Annotated in this window: 19 protein-coding genes; 9 read left to right on the forward strand and 10 right to left on the reverse strand. The window is 26.0% G+C overall.

All coding sequences use genetic code 11. The features are described from left to right. Positions 1-115: 115 nt before the first annotated feature. The 3 genes from J2Z71_RS08385 to secA all read right to left on the reverse strand — a co-directional run bounded on the left by J2Z71_RS08385 (position 116) and on the right by secA (position 6,274). Complete coding sequence (locus J2Z71_RS08385) at positions 116-1,885, reverse strand: peptide ABC transporter substrate-binding protein (protein WP_210062100.1); 1,770 nt, start codon at positions 1,883-1,885, stop codon at positions 116-118. A gap of 127 nt (positions 1,886-2,012) precedes the next feature. Beyond that, positions 2,013-3,443: an aminoacyl-histidine dipeptidase gene (locus J2Z71_RS08390; RefSeq protein WP_210062102.1), complete on the reverse strand. Its 1,431-nt coding sequence runs from the start codon at positions 3,441-3,443 to the stop codon at positions 2,013-2,015. 92 nt (positions 3,444-3,535) lie between these two features. Beyond that, complete coding sequence (secA, locus tag J2Z71_RS08395) at positions 3,536-6,274, reverse strand: preprotein translocase subunit SecA (protein ID WP_210062112.1); 2,739 nt, start codon at positions 6,272-6,274, stop codon at positions 3,536-3,538. 283 nt (positions 6,275-6,557) lie between these two features. Between secA and guaA the strand changes: the two genes are divergently transcribed. Beyond that, on the forward strand, positions 6,558-8,075 hold the full coding sequence (gene guaA / locus J2Z71_RS08400) for a glutamine-hydrolyzing GMP synthase (RefSeq protein WP_210062114.1): 1,518 nt from the start codon (positions 6,558-6,560) through the stop codon (positions 8,073-8,075). A 299-nt stretch (positions 8,076-8,374) separates the two neighbouring features. Next, on the forward strand, positions 8,375-8,938 hold the full coding sequence (locus J2Z71_RS08405; protein ID WP_210062116.1) for a GNAT family N-acetyltransferase: 564 nt from the start codon (positions 8,375-8,377) through the stop codon (positions 8,936-8,938). Positions 8,939-8,993: 55 nt separating this feature from the next. Here the strand turns inward: J2Z71_RS08405 and J2Z71_RS08410 are convergent, their stop codons facing one another. Then, a complete protein-coding gene (locus J2Z71_RS08410) occupies positions 8,994-9,410 on the reverse strand; it encodes a DUF2871 domain-containing protein (protein WP_210062118.1) in 417 nt (138 codons plus the stop codon). Between the two features lie 136 nt (positions 9,411-9,546). On the opposite strand from J2Z71_RS08410, the gene J2Z71_RS08415 reads away from it, so the two are divergent. The 3 genes from J2Z71_RS08415 (at position 9,547) to J2Z71_RS08425 (ending at position 10,906) form a co-directional block, all read left to right on the forward strand. Then, on the forward strand, positions 9,547-9,837 hold the full coding sequence (locus J2Z71_RS08415) for a hypothetical protein (protein WP_210062119.1): 291 nt from the start codon (positions 9,547-9,549) through the stop codon (positions 9,835-9,837). A 33-nt stretch (positions 9,838-9,870) separates the two neighbouring features. Beyond that, the gene (locus tag J2Z71_RS08420) at positions 9,871-10,365 is read left to right on the forward strand and encodes an AI-2E family transporter (RefSeq protein ID WP_210062128.1); all 495 of its coding nucleotides are present in this window, start codon (positions 9,871-9,873) and stop codon (positions 10,363-10,365) included. Between the two features lie 61 nt (positions 10,366-10,426). Further along, a complete protein-coding gene (locus J2Z71_RS08425) occupies positions 10,427-10,906 on the forward strand; it encodes an NADH-quinone oxidoreductase subunit NuoE family protein (protein WP_245311218.1) in 480 nt (159 codons plus the stop codon). Between the two features lie 51 nt (positions 10,907-10,957). Here the strand turns inward: J2Z71_RS08425 and J2Z71_RS08430 are convergent, their stop codons facing one another. Continuing rightward, positions 10,958-11,968, reverse strand: a complete 1,011-nt coding sequence (locus J2Z71_RS08430) for a ketopantoate reductase family protein (RefSeq protein WP_210062130.1) — start codon at positions 11,966-11,968, stop codon at positions 10,958-10,960. A gap of 171 nt (positions 11,969-12,139) precedes the next feature. Between J2Z71_RS08430 and J2Z71_RS08435 the strand changes: the two genes are divergently transcribed. From J2Z71_RS08435 to J2Z71_RS08450, 4 genes are all read left to right on the forward strand, one after another. Continuing rightward, the gene (locus tag J2Z71_RS08435) at positions 12,140-13,117 is read left to right on the forward strand and encodes an aromatic ring-hydroxylating oxygenase subunit alpha (protein ID WP_210062132.1); all 978 of its coding nucleotides are present in this window, start codon (positions 12,140-12,142) and stop codon (positions 13,115-13,117) included. Then, entirely contained in the window at positions 13,110-14,135 is a 1,026-nt protein-coding gene (locus tag J2Z71_RS08440) for an enhanced serine sensitivity protein SseB C-terminal domain-containing protein (RefSeq protein ID WP_210062141.1), read from the forward strand. The genes J2Z71_RS08435 and J2Z71_RS08440 overlap by 8 nt, the downstream gene beginning before the upstream one ends. A gap of 7 nt (positions 14,136-14,142) precedes the next feature. Beyond that, a complete protein-coding gene (locus J2Z71_RS08445; RefSeq protein ID WP_210062143.1) occupies positions 14,143-14,607 on the forward strand; it encodes a GNAT family N-acetyltransferase in 465 nt (154 codons plus the stop codon). A gap of 69 nt (positions 14,608-14,676) precedes the next feature. After that, positions 14,677-15,210, forward strand: coding sequence for a hypothetical protein (locus J2Z71_RS08450; protein ID WP_210062145.1), 534 nt, complete (start codon positions 14,677-14,679; stop codon positions 15,208-15,210). Between the two features lie 25 nt (positions 15,211-15,235). Here J2Z71_RS08450 and J2Z71_RS08455 read toward each other — a convergent pair whose 3' ends face one another. From J2Z71_RS08455 to J2Z71_RS08475, 5 genes are all read right to left on the reverse strand, one after another. Next, entirely contained in the window at positions 15,236-16,246 is a 1,011-nt protein-coding gene (locus J2Z71_RS08455) for a serine hydrolase domain-containing protein (RefSeq protein WP_210062147.1), read from the reverse strand. A gap of 14 nt (positions 16,247-16,260) precedes the next feature. Then, the gene (gene ygiD, locus J2Z71_RS08460; RefSeq protein ID WP_210062155.1) at positions 16,261-17,040 is read right to left on the reverse strand and encodes a 4,5-DOPA-extradiol-dioxygenase; all 780 of its coding nucleotides are present in this window, start codon (positions 17,038-17,040) and stop codon (positions 16,261-16,263) included. A 4-nt stretch (positions 17,041-17,044) separates the two neighbouring features. Next, the gene (locus tag J2Z71_RS08465) at positions 17,045-18,106 is read right to left on the reverse strand and encodes a S66 family peptidase (protein WP_210062157.1); all 1,062 of its coding nucleotides are present in this window, start codon (positions 18,104-18,106) and stop codon (positions 17,045-17,047) included. A gap of 40 nt (positions 18,107-18,146) precedes the next feature. Continuing rightward, positions 18,147-18,911 (reverse strand): MBL fold metallo-hydrolase, encoded by a 765-nt coding sequence (locus J2Z71_RS08470; protein WP_210062167.1) that lies wholly within the window; start codon positions 18,909-18,911, stop codon positions 18,147-18,149. A gap of 90 nt (positions 18,912-19,001) precedes the next feature. Beyond that, positions 19,002-19,742: a gamma-glutamyl-gamma-aminobutyrate hydrolase family protein gene (locus tag J2Z71_RS08475; protein ID WP_210062169.1), complete on the reverse strand. Its 741-nt coding sequence runs from the start codon at positions 19,740-19,742 to the stop codon at positions 19,002-19,004. Positions 19,743-19,958: the final 216 nt, after the last annotated feature.

Here is a 19,958-nt window from a genome sequence, read left to right on the forward strand (position 1 = left end):
CATGTTTTCCCATAAAAAAATAACACCTCCAAAGTTTTCTAAATTAAGTATATTATACTTTTTATTTAGTGTGTACTCTAGAGGTATTATAATCACTAGGCCGGTGGATATTTATTTATTCAAAATATGCATAAGTTAAATTCGGCTTTTCCATATTTGGTTTTGATACTTGTTTTACATTGTCTTTTACAAAATATGACAATGTCTCAAAATAAATTGGAATAATAGGTTTATCTTGTAATAATATTTCTTCTGCTTTTTTCATAGATTTCATTCTAATACTTTCAAAACTTGATTTCTTAGCATCTAAAATATATCTATCATAATCTTTATTCTCATAATTTGGATTATTCATTTTACTATCACTTAAAAATATATCAAGCATAGTCATAGGATCTAAATAGTCCCCTGTCCAAGTAGTTAGATTTATTCCAAAATCATCATTATATGTTTTATATATAACATCATTATATTCCTCTGCTTGAACTTGTATATTAAGACCTAAATTTTCATTCCAAGTTCTAACAATTTCATTTGCAAGTTTATCAAAGCCATTATTTTTACTATATAATAAAACTTGCTTATTTAAATCATCAACACTTAGAGAAGTCTCTTCAAGACCTTTATTTAAAAGTTCTTTAGATTTTTCTATATTGTATTCTAATAAATTCCCATTACTCATTCTAAAATCTTCATCATTTTCATCTGAAAGACCATAGGGAACTATTCCCGTTGCCACATATTTTCCTGCACTTGCAAAGTTTTTTACAAGTTCATTTCTGTTTAAAGAATAACTTAATGCATTTCTTATATTCTTATTTGAAAAAGGATTATTGTCCTTATTTTCTGTATTTAATTGAATATAAGTTGTTCCAATTTCTTTTTCTATTTTTAACTCTTTATCTTCTTCTTTTAATTTTTTAGCAATTACTTCTTCTGGAGCATTATATATTATTTGATATTTATCATCTTCATAATTTTTCCAAATAGTATTTACATCTTCTACTATTTCAAAATTTATATTATTTAATTTAACTTTTTCACTATTAAACCAATCATTGTTTTTTTCAATAATAATATATTCATCTTTTTTGTATTCCTTAAGTTTAAAAGCTCCATTTGTAACTAAAGATTCTGGACTTTTTGCCCAATCTTTATTTTCAATTACTTTTTTATTAGTTGGATATAATGTAAAAAAGGCAGTTAATTCAGAAAAATAAGGTACTGGATTTACAAGTTCAACCATTAAAGTCTTTTCATCTTTTGCAAAAATTCCAACATTCTTTTTCTTTTCCTTTAACCATTTTTCATAGACTAAATTATTTAATTCCTCTTCTGATTTCCCCTCTTTGTCTATTCCCTCTAAGTCTTTTTCACTATAAGTAATTTCACTTTCAATTAAGTCCGTATTATTTCCATATACATCTTTAATATAAGTCTTACCTGGTTTTTCTATTTTATTGTATTCTTCTGCTCCCTTTATATAATAAAGTTGATAGCTATATTTTGATTTTATTTCTGGATTTAAAATTCTAAGCCATTCATTTTCAAAATCATAAGCAGTAACATTATCTCCATTTGACCATTTCATATCATCTTTAATTTTAAAAGTATATTTTAGACCATCTTCTGATATTTTTGGAAATTCAGACATCCCCTCTGTCAATTTTCCAGACTCATCATAAGTAAGTAGCCCTGTATATAAATAATTTAAAATATTACTGTCAATTTGAGAAATTGCATAAGCTGGATCAAAACTTCTTGGATTAGAAGTGATCGCTGTTGTTAATGTATTATTTTCATCTTTTTTAATATTACTACATCCTGTAAATAAAATAGAAAATACTAATATATAAGTAATTAATATAGTATTTTTTTTATTCATATTTTCCCCCTCTTTATGAAAAAAAGATTATATTGGATGTATGCTACCACAATTTAAGCCTTTTTACAAGAATGTATAATATAAATTCACTTAAAATAAAAAAGAGACTATTGAAAGTCTCTTGATTTTACTTTAAATTTTTAAGAAGTTCCTTAGTAAATTCCCACATTCTAATTGTTGATGAAATACTAATTCTCTCCTTTGGTGTATGAGCATCAAAAATATCTGGACCATAACTAATCATGTCACAATCTGGAAGCACTCCTTTTAGTAATCCACATTCTATACCTGCATGGATTGCTGTAGTTTCTGCTTCTTTATTAAATAAATCTTTAAATAATTTTAAAGACAAATCTCTTACTTTTGAGTTTGCTTCATATTGCCAAGCTGGATATTGATTTACAATAGAAACATCTAAGTTGTAATTATTTCCTATTACAAATAATTTATCTATTATAAATTTAAGTTCTGAAATAGATGAAGATCTTACAGATGTAATATAAGATATATATCCATCTTTTTCTTCTATTATTGCATTATTAAGACTAGTTTCTACAAGTCCATCTATATCCTTACTCATAGAGATAACTCCATTTGGAACAGTCATAATATAATTTATTAGATTTTTAGAAAGTTCTTTTGTATAGATATTTTCTAAATTAACATCTTTAACTACAACTTTTAAATCTTTTTCTTCAACTCTAAATTCATTTTGAAGTTCTTTTGAAATATTATTAACTATTTCCTTAGCACTATTTATATCTTCTACATAGATTTTTGCAAAGGAATGTGATGGTATTGCATTATGTTTTATTCCACCATTTATTTCAGATATTAATATTTCTTGATTTTTTTCAATTTCTCTTAATATTCTTCCAAGTAGAATAATTGCATTTGCTCTTTGTCTATCTATTTCAGATCCAGAATGTCCTCCTAAAAGTCCATCTATTGAAATTTCAACTCCCTCTTTATTTAAACTTTCTTTTTCTATTTTAAATAAAGTTTCAACACTTGCTCCACCAGAACAACTTACTAAAAAATATCCCTCTTCTTCTGAATCTATATTAAGAAGAATATTTCCCTCTAATATTCCTGCTTTAAGCTCACTTGCTCCACCCATATTAGTTTCTTCATTTGTTGTAATTAAAACTTCAAGTTTTGGATGAGATATTTCATTAGAATCAAGAACTGCAAGTGCCATTGCAACTGCTATTCCATCATCTGCACCAAGAGTAGTTCCATTAGCTTTAATAAAGTCTTCATCAATATACATATCTATTGGATCAATATCAAAATTGTGATCAGAATCTTTTTCTTTTACACATACCATATCCATATGACCTTGGATTATTACTATATCTGAATTTTCATAGCCCTTTGTAGCTTCTTTTTTTATTATTACATTTAAAGCTTCATCTTGATAAACTTCAAGATTTCTCTTCTTGGCAAAATCCACTAAAAAATCAGAAATTCTCTTTTCATCTCCTGAACATCTAGGAATTTGATTTATTTCATAAAACCACTTAAATACTTCTTTTGGTTCAACATTTAAATTCATAATTACCTCCTAATTACTTTTATACTATTTTACACTAAATTTTTAAATTTGTGCATAAAAAAAGAGAAAGGATTTACCTTTCTCATTATTTTTTATTTATTTTGACCATGACAGTTTTTATATTTTTTGCCACTTCCACAAGGACATAGATCATTACGACCTACTTTGTCAGATTTTCTAACATATGGTCTTTTCTTTCCATCTTCTGGATTTCCTGTTTGAATGTCTTTTGCAACTCTAACCCTTTTCATTCTATCTGGATTAACTACATGATAAAGCATTTTAACAGTGTCTTCTTTAATAGATTCATTCATTTGTTCAAACATGTCAAATCCTTCTTCAGCATAAGCTCTTACAGGGTCAACTTGTCCTACTGCTCTTAGACCAATTCCTTTTCTTAATTGATCCATTGCATCTATATGATCCATCCATTTTTGATCTACGATTTGTAAAAGAACAATTCTTTCAACTTCTCTAAATTTCTCTTCGTCAAACTCTTCTTCTTTATCAGCATATTTTTCTTCAGCAAGAGTGTTAAATAACTCTTTTAGAGAATCAACTGTAGGATTTTCAATATCATCTAAAAATTCTTCTTCAAATCCAAAAGTATTTACTCCAAAGTTTTTAATGCCTTCTAAATCAAGATTAAGTTTGTTTTCATGATCCATTTTGTTATAGAAGTTTATATTTTTATCTATAATATGTTCTATCATTGCATGAATATCATCTTTAATATTTTCGCCTTCAAGAACTTTTTTTCTTTCTCCATAAATTACTTCTCTTTGTTTATTCATAACATCGTCATATTGAAGAACATGTTTACGAATTGAGAAGTTATTTCCTTCAACTTTTCTTTGAGCTGACTCAATAAGTCTTGTAAGAATTCTTGCTTCTACTGGTTCATCATCATCAGCATCAATTCTTTCCATAGTCTCTTTAAATCTATCTCCAGCAAAAAGTCTAATTAAATCATCATCACCTGAAATATAAAATCTTGAACGACCTGGGTCCCCTTGACGTCCTGAACGTCCTCTTAATTGGTTATCAATACGACGTGATTCATGTCTTTCTGTACCAATAATGAAAAGTCCACCAGCATCTATAACTTCTTGAGCTTCCTCATCTGTTTTAACTTTATATTTTTTAACAAGGTCTTGATATTTTTCACGTGCATCTAAAATTTCTTCAACAGTAGTTTCATTATATGAATCTACCTCTTCAAGAATTTCATCACTCATTCCACGTTTTTTAAGTTCTTGTTTAGCTAAGAACTCAGGATTACCACCTAGTACAATATCAGTACCACGTCCTGCCATATTTGTAGCAATAGTTACAGCTCCAAATCTACCTGCTTGAGCAACAATTTCAGACTCTTGAGCATGTTTTTTAGCATTTAGAACATTGTGTTTAATTCCTGAACGTTTTAAAAATCTTGATAACTCTTCTGATTTTTCAATTGATATAGTACCAACAAGAACAGGTTGTCCCTTTGCATTAGCTTCTTTTATATCACGAGTTACAGCTCTAAATTTAGATTCTTCATCTTTATAAATAACATCATTTTCATCTTTTCTTATAATAGGTTTATTAGTTGGAATTTCTACAACGTCTATATGATAAATATCTCTAAACTCTTCTTCTTCAGTCATAGCAGTACCAGTCATACCAGCAAGTTTTTTATACATTCTAAAGTAATTTTGGAATGTAATAGTTGCAAGTGTTTTTGATTCAGCCTTAACTTCAAGATCTTCTTTAGCTTCAATAGCTTGGTGAAGTCCCTCAGAATATCTACGTCCATACATTAGACGACCAGTAAATTCATCAACAATTATGATTTCACCATCATTAACTACATAATCAATATCTCTTCTCATATTTCCCTTAGCTTTAAGTGCTTGGTTAATATGATGAGCTATTTCCATATTTTCAATATCAGATAAGTTTTCTATATTAAAATATTGTTCTGCTTTTTTAATACCATTATCTGTAAGAGTTGAAGTTTTGTCTTTTTCAGAAATTACAAAATCAACAGTTTCTTCTTCAAACTCTCTATTAAATCTTTCAAGATTAGATTCATCCTCTGATTTTACTCTATATGATAAAGTATTTATAAAGTCTCTTGCTCTAATATACATATCAGTAGAGTCATCGCCTTGACCTGAAATAATAAGTGGAGTTCTTGCCTCATCAATTAAAATTGAGTCAACCTCATCTACGATACAATAGTTAAGAGGTCTTTGAACCATTTCTTCTTTGTACACAACCATATTGTCACGAAGATAATCAAATCCAAATTCATTATTTGTACCATAAGTAATATCAGCAGCATATGCCTCTTTTCTTTCATCTGGTTGCATATCATGTAAAATACATCCAACAGAAAGTCCTAAGAATTCATAAACTTTTCCCATCCATTGCTTATCACGTTCAGCAAGATAATCATTTACTGTAACAACATGAACACCATCACCAGAGATTGCATTTAAATAAGCAGGTAAAGTTGCAACTAAAGTTTTACCCTCACCTGTTTTCATCTCTGAGATACGTCCTTGGTGAAGAATAATACCACCAATGATTTGTACTCTAAAGTGTTTCATTCCTAAAACTCTCCATGCAGCTTCTCTCATAACAGCAAAAGCTTCAGGAAGAAGATCATCTAGAGACTCACCATTTTTATATCTATTTCTAAATTCCTCTGTTTTTCCTTTTAGTTCGCTATCAGACAGCTTTTCTATTTCAGAATCAAGCTTCATAACACTATCTACAAGAGAGTCTATTTTTTTAATTTCTCTTTCACTATAGGTGCCGAAGATTTTTTCTAGTAAACCCATTTTACCACCCTTTCTTTCATTAAATAAATATTTTATCATTAAAGTTTTATTTCATCAATTAATCTAAAAAAATTTCATAAAAATTTTATATTTCTGTTTCCGATCAATAAGTAAAGTTAGTTTAATTCTTTATAGCCAAGGTATATTATAAAGCAAAACCTGAAAAATTACAGCAAAAAAGACAAAATTTAAAAGAATTTTAGAAAAAAACTTGAAATATTATGAATATAATGGGAAAATTTAAAAAAGTTAATTATAATAGTATTATAAAGGAGGTAAATTAATGATATTAGTTGTCGATTTTGGAGGACAATACAATCAACTTATAGCTAGACGAGTTAGAGATCTAAATGTATATTGCGAAGTTGTCCCATATAATAAAGCACTACAAGCAGCAAAAGAAAAAAAACCTGCAGGAATTATTTTTACAGGAGGTCCAAATTCAGTATATGAAGAAAAAGCACCTAAAATTGAAAAGGAAATATTTGAACTAAATATTCCTATCTTAGGACTATGCTACGGAATGCAACTTATTGCACATACACTTGGAGGAAGTGTTATATCCTCTGACCAAAGAGAATTTGGAAAAACAGAAACTTCAGTAGAAAATGTAGAAATTTTTGAAAATGTTAAAAACCCTACTACAGTATGGATGAGCCATGTAGATAGAGTTGAAAATTTACCAGTTGGATTTGAAGTAATTGCAAAAACTAAAAACTGCCCAATAGCTGCAATGCAAAACAAAGAAAAAAACATCTACGCATTTCAATACCATGCAGAAGTAAACCATACAGAACAAGGTAATGATATGTTAAAAAACTTTATAGTTAATATCTGTAAAGAAAAACAAGACTGGACTATGGCAAACTATGCTATAACTGCAGTAGAAGATATTAAAGAAAAAGTAGGAGATGGAAAAGTTTTACTTGCACTATCAGGTGGAGTTGACTCCTCAGTAACAGCAGCACTTCTATCAAAAGCAATTGGTGATAAACTTACTTGTATCTTCGTAGACCATGGTCTAATGAGAAAAAATGAAGGTGACGAAGTAGAGAATGCCTTTAAAGATTCTGGAATGAACTTTATAAGAGTAAATGCAGAAGAAAGATTTTTAAATAAATTAAAAGGCGTTACAGATCCAGAAGAAAAAAGAAAAACTATTGGTGAAGAATTTATAAGAGTCTTTGAAGACGAAGGAAGAAAAATTAAATCAGTAGATTATCTTGCACAAGGAACAATATATCCTGATGTAATAGAATCAGGAATCGGTGATGCTGCTGTAATTAAGTCTCACCACAATGTAGGTGGACTTCCAGATGTAGTTGACTTTAAAGATTTAATAGAACCTCTAAGAATGTTATTTAAAGATGAGGTACGTGAACTAGGACGTGAACTAGGACTTGCCGATTATCTAGTAGATCGCCAACCATTCCCAGGACCAGGACTTGGAATAAGAGTAATAGGCGAACTATCAAAAGAAAAACTAGATATACTAAGAGATGCAGACTATATTTTTAGAGAAGAACTTGAAAAAGCAGGACTTAATAAAAATATAAACCAATACTTTGCAGTTCTTACAAATAATAGAACAGTAGGAGTAATGGGCGACTTTAGAACTTACGACTATACACTTGCATTAAGAGCAGTTGAAACAACAGATTTTATGACTGCAGATTGGGCAAGAATACCTTATGAAATACTAGATAAAGTATCAGTTAGAATCGTAAATGAAGTAGGACATATAAATAGAATAGTTTATGATATAACATCAAAACCACCAGCTACAATAGAGTGGGAATAAATTAAAATAAAAATAACCACTGGCTTTTTAAGTCAGTGGCTTTTTTATATTTTCTTTAATTTAATTTTGTCTATAATAGAAATTCCTGCACAAATTACAATGGCTATAGAAGAAAATACTACAAAAATTATTCCAAGTGATTTTAAAAAGCTTTTCATAATATACCTACTTTCTATATTTATCTAAATATATCAAATACTCTGCTATTTTATTTCTCCCCTATTTTCTATAAATAAAACTTATTCTATTAAATTTTTAGATGGTATAATTATTTAAATAAATTAATTAAGGAGTTTTCTATGAATTATGAAATTATTAATCTTAAAAATAATTATATTCTTCGAAAAATGCAAATAGATGACCTAGATAATTATTACAATAATAATTTTAATCCACTAGATGAAGATATTTCTATCTTTACTGGCTGTAAGGATTCTTTCTCCTATGAGGAAATTAAAAACTATTTTTATAATTGTCTTAATAATCCTAATAGAGTTGATTTTTTTATTATAAATCCAGCTAATAATATTATTGGTGAAAGTGTTTTAAATGAAATTGATTATAAAAATAAATCCGCAAATTTTAGAATTGCAATATTTAAGAAAAATGAAAGAAATAAAAAAATAGGTTCTTTAGTTATTGAAGAAACTATTAAATATGGATTTTTAAATTTAAATTTAGATAAAATCACTCTTGATGTTTTTTCTTTTAATAAAAGAGCAAAAAAATCCTATGAAAAAGCTGGATTTAAAATTGAAAGTATTATGAAAAATGATATTTCTTTAAATGGCGTTTTTTATGATGATATAAGTATGTATATCACTAAAGATATGTGGATATATAACAATAAAAATAATATTTAACTTATAAAAAAACCTACTGACTAATTTACACTAGTTTGTAGGTTTTTTAATTATATTAATTTATAGATTTCTTCATTTCATTTAATATTAATATAAAAGTAATTCCAAGAATTATATGAGATATTCCTGCTATTCCAGATATTGATTTATCCATTGCAACTTTAAGACTCATCTCTAAAACTTGTGTAATACCTCTTACTAACATCATTATTACAGTAAATAAAAGTCCTACTGAATATATATTTAAATATTTCATTATCTTTTCTTTATTTATAAAATTGTAATTTTTATTAAATAATAGGATAATTATAAAAAATATAGTTCCCATTATAATTAGATGTGGATGCATAAATGCAAGAGTTGTCCTTTCATTTATAAATCCATTAAATTTAGTAAACTCTCTATAAAATACTCCTGCAATCATTGCTAAAACTGCAAATAAAATTGATTTATTCATTATTTTCTTTTCCATAATATCTCCTTTTGCTTTTTTTATTTAATCATACGAACATTGTTCAAATAAATAATACTATTTACTTTTCACTTTGTCAATACTATACTTTTTTAATCTAGTATTTTTTTCTGATAAACTATATTTAGGTGATTAAATGATTTATAAAAATCCATATTTTAAAAAATATAAAAATTCTAACTTAATGATTATTAATTGTTCAAATTGTAAAAATGAAATTATAAAATATCAAAAAGTTGGTGCTGGCGCTTTAATAAATATATATATTGAAAGGATAATCTCCTCTTCTTTTAAAATAAATTTCAATGAAAATGGACTATTCTGCCCTATTTGCAATAATCAAATAGCATCTAGAATAAATTCTAAAAAATCTAAAGATCCAGCTTATAGAATGTTTAGAGGTAAGTTTAATACAAGGATTTTCTAATAGTTTAGGGTATTAGTTTATAAGAGGTGAATTATGAGAACTTATATAGATTATCTAAGAGAAGTTTTAAATATGTCTAGTATTGGAATTAAGGGATATATTAAAGCTCAAATAAAACTTATGATTATTACATTTTTAATTTTATCCATAGGACTTTATTTTATTGGAATTGATAAATTTATTTTAAAAGCTTTTGGAATAGCTATTGTAGATATTTTTCCAGTTCTTGGAAGTGGTATTGTAATGATACCTTGGGCTATATCTTTTTTTGTTAGAAATAGTATTAATACTGGTGTCTATATTATTTTGTTATATATTAGTCTTGTTATTATAAGACAAATTATAGAACCAAAAATACTAGGTGATTCCATTGGTTTAAGACCGATTTATACTCTTGCTGCAACTATTCTTGGCTCTTTATTTTTAGGACCTTTTGGTGTAATTCTTGGACCTATTGTAGCTATTATTTTAAATTCTATTTATACAATAAATAAAAGAGAAGATATTAAAAATTTAGAAAATAAATAGTTTAGGGTATCTATAATTAAGTTAAATAATAATTGATTTTATTAATATAGGGGTGATTTTCTTGGATGAAAAAAATAAAGAATTATACTTTTTAGAAGAACTTAAATATATGTCTGAAAGATTTGAAAGTGGCTCTCAAGAAGGTGTCAAAGAGGCTCTTAGATTTTGCCAAGATACTTTTGGATATGTATCTTTAGCTCATCAAAAACAAATTGCAGAATTTTTAAATGTTGATGATAAAATAGTAAAAACACTTATTAAATTTACTAAATCTATTAAAGAATCTAAAACTGAGTTTGAGGTTATTTGTTGTACTGGTCCAAGATGTGCGAAAAATGGATCTATTGAAGTGATAAAATCTGTAAAAAATACTCTTGGTATTGATTTTGATGAAACTTCCAAAGATGGCAAAATAAGACTTTCAACTCAAAATTGTTTCAAACAATGTAGCAAAGGACCAAATATTATGATAAATGGAAAATTCTATCACAATATGGACAAAAATAAAGCTGAAAATTTAATGAAAGAAATAATGGAATAAATTATATTATTTAAAATAAATTAAAGACCTTAAATTAATAAGGTCTTATTTTTATATATTATTATATTCTTCAATATTTTTAAATTCAGCTTTTTTATTTCCCTTTTCAATTTCTTTTATTATTTCTATAGTCTTATTATTATAGGGAGTTTTTATATTATATTTTTCTCCAAGCTCTTTTATTACTCCATTTATATAATCTATTTCTGTCTTTCTGCCTCTTCTTATATCTTGAAGCATACTAGCTTCTAATTTTGCATGATTTTTTATAATTAATGGAATTATTTCAAAGGATTTTTTCTTTTCTTCATCATTATTATAATCAAGTAGTTTTACTATATCCATTCCTTGAACTTCTGGAATTTTTATATTTGCTTCTTTTGATATATCTATTGCCTCTTTAATTATCCCTTGAAGAGCTATTCTTGATTTTTCATTTTCTGCAACTTCTCCAAAAGTTGCTCCAAGTGCTGTTGACATTCCACTAAAAGATGAATTTATTAAAATTTTAGAAAATCTTGATCCTACAAAATTTTCACTAATTACCACTGGACACATAAGTTCTAATACACTTGCAACTTCTTTTACTTTTTCAGTTATTTTTCCATCTATTCTGCCTATTTCAAAGGACATACTATCTTCCTTTGAAGTTAGTTCTGAAACACCTGCTTCTTTTCTAGTAGCACCCCATTCAACTACACAGCCTATTACCTTATCCTCTCCAATTAAATCAATAATATTAAGTTCTGGCATACCATTTTGTATAGTTGTTATTACTCCATCATCTTTTAAATAGTTTAATAGTTTTGGAATAGTTTTATTATTTTCCATTTGTTTAGTAGCAAGAATTATCAAATCATATTTATCTTTCATTTCATCAGGTGTCATAGCACTAACTTTTTGAACAAAATCTACAGTTCCTACAATGTGAGCTCCATTTTTATTTAAAGCATCTACATGTTCTTGATTTCTTGTAATTAAATCTACATCTACTCCACCCTTTTGAATATATGCTCCTAATATAGTTCCAAGAGAACCTGCACCATATATTGCAACTTTCATTTTAGTCACCTCTTTTTATCTTCATACACTATTTTTGTATTCTATCTATTTTATATATACCACAATTTAAAAATATTATACTTTTATATAAATTTAAGGTTTATTATTATATATTTTCCAAATTGCAATGCTATAATAATGTGATAATATATATTTAAAGGAGAATTAACTATGATTAAAAACCAATGGTATGCTATAGCTTCATCCAAGGAAATAAAAAAAAATCAATTATTTTCGTTAAAAAGACTTAATATGAATTTAGTTTTATTTAGAGATAATCATAATAATATTAATGCTTTAATAGATAAATGCTCACACCGTGGTGCTGCTCTTAGTAAGGGAAAAGTTCAAAATAATTGTATTCAATGCCCTTTTCACGGACTTGAGTTTAATGGAGATGGAAATTGCGAAAAAATTCCTGCTCTTGGAAATTTCTCAAAAGATAATTTGAAAAGATTTAATATTCAAAATTTTTTAGTTAAAGAACAAAATGAAATAATTTATATTTGGTATGGAAATAATAAAGTTTCATCAGAAATTCCATTTTTTGAAGAGCTAAAAGATGATAATTTTTCAATGAAAGAAATTACCGATATTTGGAATACCCATTATTCAAGAGCTATAGAAAATCAATTAGATGTAATTCATCTTCCTTTTATTCATCACAATACTATTGGTAGAGGAAATAAAACTTTAGTCAATGGTCCAAAAACTATAATAATTGAAAATAAGACTATAATTACAAGTGCAAATAATGAAGTTGACAATGGGCAAAAACCTTTAAGCCCTAAAGAAAGTAAAATAAAAAATACTTTTCTAAAATTTAATTTTCCAAATATTTGGCTTAATCATGTATCTGATAATATTTTAATATTTATATTTTTTGCACCTATCGATGATGAAAACACTAAATTGTATATTAGATTTTATAATAAAATTACAAATTTTAAATTTATAAATAGTTTTATTTCTATAATAGGAAAATATATGAATAACATTGTTCAAAAACAAGATAAAAGAGTTGTAATTACACAAAATCCTAAAAAATCAGAACTTAAAATAAAGGAAAATTTACTTCAAGGAGATCTTCCTATTATTGAATATAGAAAAATAAGGGATTGCTTACAAAAAGGAGGATTTTATGGATAATAATTATATTTTTATAGCAACTAAAATGATAGATAATATAAGAGATAATATAATCATAGAAGGAATAGTTGAAAGAGGGACAATAAAGGTTAAAGACAGTGTTTATATTTTAGGACCTAGAAATAGTATTATAAAAACAAATATAAAATCAATAAAAACTCCTCAAAATAAACTGGTTAAATCTGCATCAAAAGATGAAAACATCAAAATTATTCTTTCTAATATTTCTAATGAGAATTTATATAAAGGCGATATTATAACTAATATAAAACCTATTATACTTTCAGATGGAAGTTATTATTTTGAAAATATAAGGCTTAATGCTTTATTAAATTATATGGAAAAATTCCACGATCATGAAATTATTAACTTTGCCTTTGATGAAATAATAATGAATGCACATTTATTTGCAATTATAGATGATATTAATTTTAAGATTATAAAAAATAGTCAAAATAAATTTTTTATTCCAGTTTATACAAATATTGAAAATGCAAAAAACAATTCATTATTTAAAGATAATTGTAAAATACAAGTTATGACCTTTGATGATATGAAAGAAACTATACTTGATAATGAGTTTTTAGAAGGATTTGTAATAAATCCAAGCACTCATCAAATTACCTTAGATAAAGAATCTGTAAATAGACTTTCTATTCAAAAAGAAAATATAGTAAATACTTATACTACTGAAGAAATTGATCCTAATACAGATATTATTTTTGAAGAAATTACAGATATACCAAATGAATTAATAGATAAGTTAATATCTTATTTTATTAAAAAAGACTATATTAATAAATGTTGGATTTTAGATATGAAATATAATAATACTAAAAGTCATTTGCTTGTAGTTGATATAGATAATAATATTGACAATACATTTTATGAAATATCACAAATTGTAAATCCATATTTAGTAAATACTCCCCTAGATATGATTGCCTACAATACAAAAGATACTTTAGAATTTAGTAAAAAAGCAATTAAAAATATTATTCCATTTTATGAAAGGTAGTGATTTTTTGAAAATAATAAAATTTGAAGATAAATATTCAAATTCTCTATCGCAAATGATTTCAGATACAATCTTTGAAATTAACATTAAAGATTATCCTCTTGAAGATATGAAATGTCTTGCAGAGTCTTATAGCTCAGAAAATATAGTAAATATTTCAAATAGTTCAAATATGTATATTGCAATTAATAATAGTGAGATACTTGGATGTGGCGCTGTGAAAAAAGATAAAGATAATGCAGTAGTTCTTGCAATATTTGTAAATAAAAATCATTTAAATAAAAATATTGGAAGAAAAATAATGGATATTATAGAAAATGATGAAATATCTAAAAACTCAAATAAAATAATAGTTCCTGCATCAATTACTGCTGCTCCCTTTTATGAAAGACTTGGATACAAATATAAAGGCAATAAAAAAGTATTATACAATGATGATATTTACTATATGGAAAAATCTCAATATCTATAATTTTACTAATCTATTATATTTTATCATTATTTGTTATACTAAAATTAACTAGACTTAAGGAGGATACATATGTTTAAAACAAGTGAAGAAATATATAATATTTCAGGAATAACATGCAAGGGAAATTCTTTTTTAGATGTAATTACTATTTTTTTTGAAAGCCATGAAGAATTTAGTCGTTGCTTTGTAGATACATTTTTAGAAGTAGGTGAAGAAGACCTATCAAGCGTATATCTTCTTACTAAAAATGATATCGTTTTTCCAGAAATGAAAAAAACTTTTCCAGACCTAGTATTGTTCTCTCAAGAACTTCAAAAACTAGCTCTTATTAATATAAATATAATATTTGATGATAATGATCCAAATACTAACTTTGATCATGTTGATGTATTAGATATAAAAGAAAATCTAAATCTTGAAAATGCAAAAGAAGAATACTATAAAATAAATATAGTAGAAAAATCAACAGACGAATGGTTAGGACTAACTTGGACTGATGTAGTTACATCACTTAGCTTTAAAGATGGATATGTAAAGCACCTTGGAGATTCTTTAATATCTATTTGTAAAGATATTGTACTATTTGAAGATAGAAATGTTTAAAATAAATAACCCACAATATTGTGGGTTATAGTTTTAATATATAGTCTTTTATTATATCTTTTCTATTTAAATTATCTTTTTGAATATCTGTTGCTATTGCTACTACAATATTTTTTTCTGGAATGATTGTTATGATATTTCCACCAAATCCCTTTGCTGAAAAGGTAAAATATCCATCTATTTCTTTTAACCAAAATAAATATCCATAATTATAATGGTGATATTTTATAGAGTCTTCTATATAATTTTTAGGTATTATTTCTTCATTATTCCATATTCCCTTTCTCTCATATAGTAGCCCAAATCTAGCCATATCTCTAAGGCTTAATGTAAGTCCCCATCCTCCTGCTGATATGCCCTGAGGATCATTTACCCAGCCTCTTATTCCAAGTCCAAATACATAGGTTAAATCATAGCCTGGCATTTTATAATCTTCCACTTCATCTGCATAGATTTCTCTAAATAAGTATTTATTCGCAAATTCTCTTGCAGATATTCCAGAAACCTTTGTAATAATCGCTGATAGTATATGTGTTCCTGCAGTAGAATATTTAAATACTCCCATTTTATTTCCCTCTCCCATTATTTCAAGAGAGTATTTTACCCAATCCTTTGATCTTCTCATTTTATTCATTGGTTCATTAAAACTTGAAAAAGGAAAAGGTGTAGTCATAGTTAAAAGATGTTTTATTGTAATTTCATCTCTGTTTTTATTTTTCTTGAATTTATATTCTGGAAAAAAACTAATAACTTTTTCATCTACACTTTTTATCATATTCTTTTCTATTGCTATTCCAATTAAAGCAGAAATAATACTTTTTGTTATAGATGCTACATTTACTTTAGTATTTATATCTATATCTTTAAAATATTTTTCATAGGCAATATATCCATTTTTTACAATTATTATTCCCTCTGTATTTGTATATTCTAAAGGTATTATTTTATCTAAATCATTAAGTACTTCTTCATTTATCTTTAAATCTTTACAATTCTTTTTTTCCCAATCTTCTTTCGGAAAATATTCACTATACATAATTACCTCTTTTTTTATAAATCACCTATTAAATAACTTGTCATAGATAGACTTCCCATAGATCCACCTTCATTAAATACTACTACATTATCACTATTATCACAATTTGCAGCTGCATATAAAAGTGGTAGATAGTGTTCATTTGTTGGAACTGAATAATAAAATTCTTCTTTTAAATCTTTATTATTTTCTAAATTATATAAATTTTTAAAATCTTTATTTAACATTGAGTCCTTTATATAATCATCAAAAGTCTTGCCCTTTTTACTTAATGAAGAGTCCTGTGGATTAAGTAGCATTAAATTGTGAACTACATTTCCAGAACAAAATATTAAAATACCCTCTTCTCTTAGTACTTTTAATTTTTTTGCAAGTTCAAAATGTTCTTTAAAACTTTTATTATAATCAAGAGAAAGCTGTATTACTGGAATATCTGCCTTTGGAAACATATGACAAAGTACTGCCCATGTTCCATGATCTATTCCCCATTTATTATTTATATCTATATTCAAAAGCTCTTCTACTCTATTAGATAATTCTAAATCACCAATAGGTTCATATTTTAATTCATATAGTTTTTTCGGAAATCCATACATATCATAAATTTGTACTGGATGTTCTTCTTTTTGTATATAAGTATTATTTTCACTAACCCAATGTGCAGATATAGAAAGTATAGCCTTTGGTTTTTCCATATTTAATCCTATCTCTTGCCATTTTCTCGTATATTGATTATCTTCTATTGCATTCATAGGTGTTCCATGTCCTACAAAAATCACTGGCATTTTTTTCATATTATCACCTTAATATTTTTTCTAAATAAGTAATTTCTCTATTTTTCATATTTACTTCTATTTTTGTTCCATATGCAAGTATTGTTCTTGGATAGGAATGCCCAAAATTCACATTATAAACAATTGGTATAGAATTAGGTATTAATTCCCTATAGATTTCTTTATATTCTTCATAGTATTTTTCATCTTGTGGTTTTCCTACTAATAGTCCATTTATATTTTCAAAAAGCCCTTTTTCCATTAATTTAATCAACATTTTTCTTAATTTTTCTGGTGATGATTTATCTTCACTTGTTTCAATGAATAATATTTTATTTTCTAAATCTTTAAATTCTGGAATTAAATTATACTTTCTCATTATTTTATTTTCTTCTTCATTTATATAAATACTATATAGAGACTCAATACAACCTCCATAAAGTTCTCCAAAAAATATTTCTTTACCCTGAATTAATTCAAAACCTCTTAATTCTTTATGAGAAATTCTATTTTTATTTAATTCTTTATTTGAAAAGTCAGTTCTTTCTTCATACCAAATATCACTTGATTTAATTTTTAAATTTTCACTATTTTTAAAATACTCTAAAAAATATTTTTTAGTATATGGCAACATTTCACTACTTAATTCAGAAATATCATTTAATATATTCATACCATAATATGTTCTAAGTCCAAGTTTATAAAACATTAAGTGATTTATAGTTGTATCTGAAAAACCTGTAAAAATTTTAGGATTATTTTTTACACTTTCTATAAAATCTCTATCTTCTAATAAATAAGGTATTGTTTTATATGTATCATTTCCGCCTATTGAACATATAATCATTTTTGTATTTTCATCATTAAAAGCTTTTTTTAAATCTTCTGCTCTTTTTTCAGGATGATTTTTTAAATATTCTATTCCCTTTAAGGAGTTTTCCATAAATTTTACTTGCAAACCAAGTTCATTCAATCTTTTCACTGCTAGATTTAACTGATGTTTTGCATAATTCTCTCCAAGTATTCCACTTGATAAAGATATAATCGAAACAGTATCATTTTTATTTAATTTTTCTGGAACAATCATATTTCACCTTCTTATAAAAAAAGAGATGGTAAACATCTCTTTATAATAATATTTTAAAATCTTCATATTCAAATTTTCCACTTCCATGTTTGAGCATTCCATCTTTTTCAATTTCATTAAAGGCTTCATAAATTTTCTTTATTAAATTCAAATTTATATTTAAATCTCCATGCCCTGGAAGTATTTTTCTAATTTCTAAATCTTTAATTTTTTCTAATGACTTTTTAAATACAACTGGATCTGATGTTGGGAAAAATAAAAATATAGTTCCATTATAGGCCATATCTCCTGTAAACAAATACTTATTTTCTAAATCATATAGACAAATATGACCTGGAGAATGCCCTGGTGTATGAATTACTTTAATCTTTCTTCCACCAAGATCTATTATGTCATTATCTTTTACAATTTTTATATCATCTTTATTAAATAATTTATAATCATCAATATTAAATTCTTCTGGAAACTCTTCTACGCCTCTTCTTAAATTATTTTTGATACATTCCAAAGTAAAAAATGGCTTATCACTAATCCAAGTTTTTTCTTTCTCATGTACTAAATGATCATTAAATAAAATATGCCCTCCTACATGATCCCAGTGAACATGTGTAGAAATCACAGTAATATTTAAATTTGTTAATTTTTCAACTTCTTTTTTAATATTGCCTACACCAAGCCCTGAATCTATTAAAAGCGCTCTTTTTTCTCCTATTAGTAGATATGAGTGTGGTTTTTCTACATGTTTATATTCACTAATTGCAAAAGTATTGTCGTCTATTTTTTCAATAGTAAACCAATTTTTCATACTATCACCCTTACATTAGCATTTTTTTATTGTCTGAATTATTCCTCTATTGTTTAAACTATACCCACTTATATTTACTAATGGTCTTTATTATCCAATTTTATTTTCTTTTGATTTTTCTACTACTTTTATAAATTCTTCAAATAATAGTAACATATCAGTTTTTCCACCCTTTAATAAAAGTTCTGGATGCCATTGAACTCCAAATATATTAAATTTTTCATTTTCAACAGCTTCTATAGTTCCGTCTAAGGCTCTAGCTGATATTTTTAAATCCTCTGCCAAATCTTTTATAGACTGATGATGTATTGAGTTTACTTTTATTCTATCTCCTAAAACATTATTTAATAATGTATTTCCCTCTACTTCTACAAGATGTATTTCATTAAAAGGTTTTTCTAAATTAAAGTGATTTTTTTTATTTTTTCCTGATAATTCTAAGTCCTGACATAGACTTCCACCAAGTGCTACATTTATTATTTGCATACCTCTACAAATACCAAAAATAGGCTTTTTCTTTTTCATCATAGTTCTTACATATAAAATGTCACTTTTGTCTTTTTCTTCTATTACAGGAACAGTTGCATCTTCTATTTTTTCATTATATAATTTCGGATTTACATCTCTTCCTCCTGCTAATAAAATTCCATCTACTAAAGATATGTATTCCTCTATATTATTTTCATTTGAAATTGGAAGCATTACTGGAATTCCTCCAGCTTTTCTAACTGCATCTAAATATGAAGAATTTAAACTATATTGATACATATAAGAATTCGGTAAAAACTCTTTTTCTTCTACATTTGCCACTACTCCAATTATTGCTTTCATAAATTCCTCCTATTTATTATTTAAAATATTTTTTATTATATACCCTTCTATCATAATACATAAAGTTAAAATTGTTTGAAGAATATGTATTTTTGGTAATTATTTATATATAAGAATCTTTTAGGTAGTTGCAGAATAGGAATTTGATATTTAAGGATACTTATCCCCAATTAAAATCTTTAATGGGCAAATAAAATAGCTAAATTACTAAGTTGC

Source organism: Peptoniphilus stercorisuis, assembly GCF_017874395.1.
In the GTDB taxonomy this organism is placed as follows: domain Bacteria; phylum Bacillota; class Clostridia; order Tissierellales; family Peptoniphilaceae; genus Anaerosphaera; species Anaerosphaera stercorisuis.

What these genes read in the sequence shown, in the direction of transcription:
- guaA (WP_210062114.1), top strand. Translation starts at nt 6,558, where the DNA reads ATGATATTAGTTGTCGATTTTGGAGGACAATACAATCAACTTATAGCT.
- secA (WP_210062112.1), bottom strand. Translation starts at nt 6,274, where the DNA reads ATGGGTTTACTAGAAAAAATCTTCGGCACCTATAGTGAAAGAGAAATT.
- J2Z71_RS08440 (WP_210062141.1), top strand. Translation starts at nt 13,110, where the DNA reads ATGGATAATAATTATATTTTTATAGCAACTAAAATGATAGATAATATA.
- J2Z71_RS08465 (WP_210062157.1), bottom strand. Translation starts at nt 18,106, where the DNA reads ATGATTGTTCCAGAAAAATTAAATAAAAATGATACTGTTTCGATTATA.
- J2Z71_RS08415 (WP_210062119.1), top strand. Translation starts at nt 9,547, where the DNA reads ATGATTTATAAAAATCCATATTTTAAAAAATATAAAAATTCTAACTTA.
- ygiD (WP_210062155.1), bottom strand. Translation starts at nt 17,040, where the DNA reads ATGAAAAAAATGCCAGTGATTTTTGTAGGACATGGAACACCTATGAAT.
- J2Z71_RS08405 (WP_210062116.1), top strand. Translation starts at nt 8,375, where the DNA reads ATGAATTATGAAATTATTAATCTTAAAAATAATTATATTCTTCGAAAA.
- J2Z71_RS08385 (WP_210062100.1), bottom strand. Translation starts at nt 1,885, where the DNA reads ATGAATAAAAAAAATACTATATTAATTACTTATATATTAGTATTTTCT.
- J2Z71_RS08455 (WP_210062147.1), bottom strand. Translation starts at nt 16,246, where the DNA reads ATGTATAGTGAATATTTTCCGAAAGAAGATTGGGAAAAAAAGAATTGT.
- J2Z71_RS08420 (WP_210062128.1), top strand. Translation starts at nt 9,871, where the DNA reads ATGAGAACTTATATAGATTATCTAAGAGAAGTTTTAAATATGTCTAGT.
- J2Z71_RS08475 (WP_210062169.1), bottom strand. Translation starts at nt 19,742, where the DNA reads ATGAAAGCAATAATTGGAGTAGTGGCAAATGTAGAAGAAAAAGAGTTT.
- J2Z71_RS08470 (WP_210062167.1), bottom strand. Translation starts at nt 18,911, where the DNA reads ATGAAAAATTGGTTTACTATTGAAAAAATAGACGACAATACTTTTGCA.
- J2Z71_RS08390 (WP_210062102.1), bottom strand. Translation starts at nt 3,443, where the DNA reads ATGAATTTAAATGTTGAACCAAAAGAAGTATTTAAGTGGTTTTATGAA.
- J2Z71_RS08435 (WP_210062132.1), top strand. Translation starts at nt 12,140, where the DNA reads ATGATTAAAAACCAATGGTATGCTATAGCTTCATCCAAGGAAATAAAA.
- J2Z71_RS08430 (WP_210062130.1), bottom strand. Translation starts at nt 11,968, where the DNA reads ATGAAAGTTGCAATATATGGTGCAGGTTCTCTTGGAACTATATTAGGA.
- J2Z71_RS08450 (WP_210062145.1), top strand. Translation starts at nt 14,677, where the DNA reads ATGTTTAAAACAAGTGAAGAAATATATAATATTTCAGGAATAACATGC.
- J2Z71_RS08410 (WP_210062118.1), bottom strand. Translation starts at nt 9,410, where the DNA reads ATGGAAAAGAAAATAATGAATAAATCAATTTTATTTGCAGTTTTAGCA.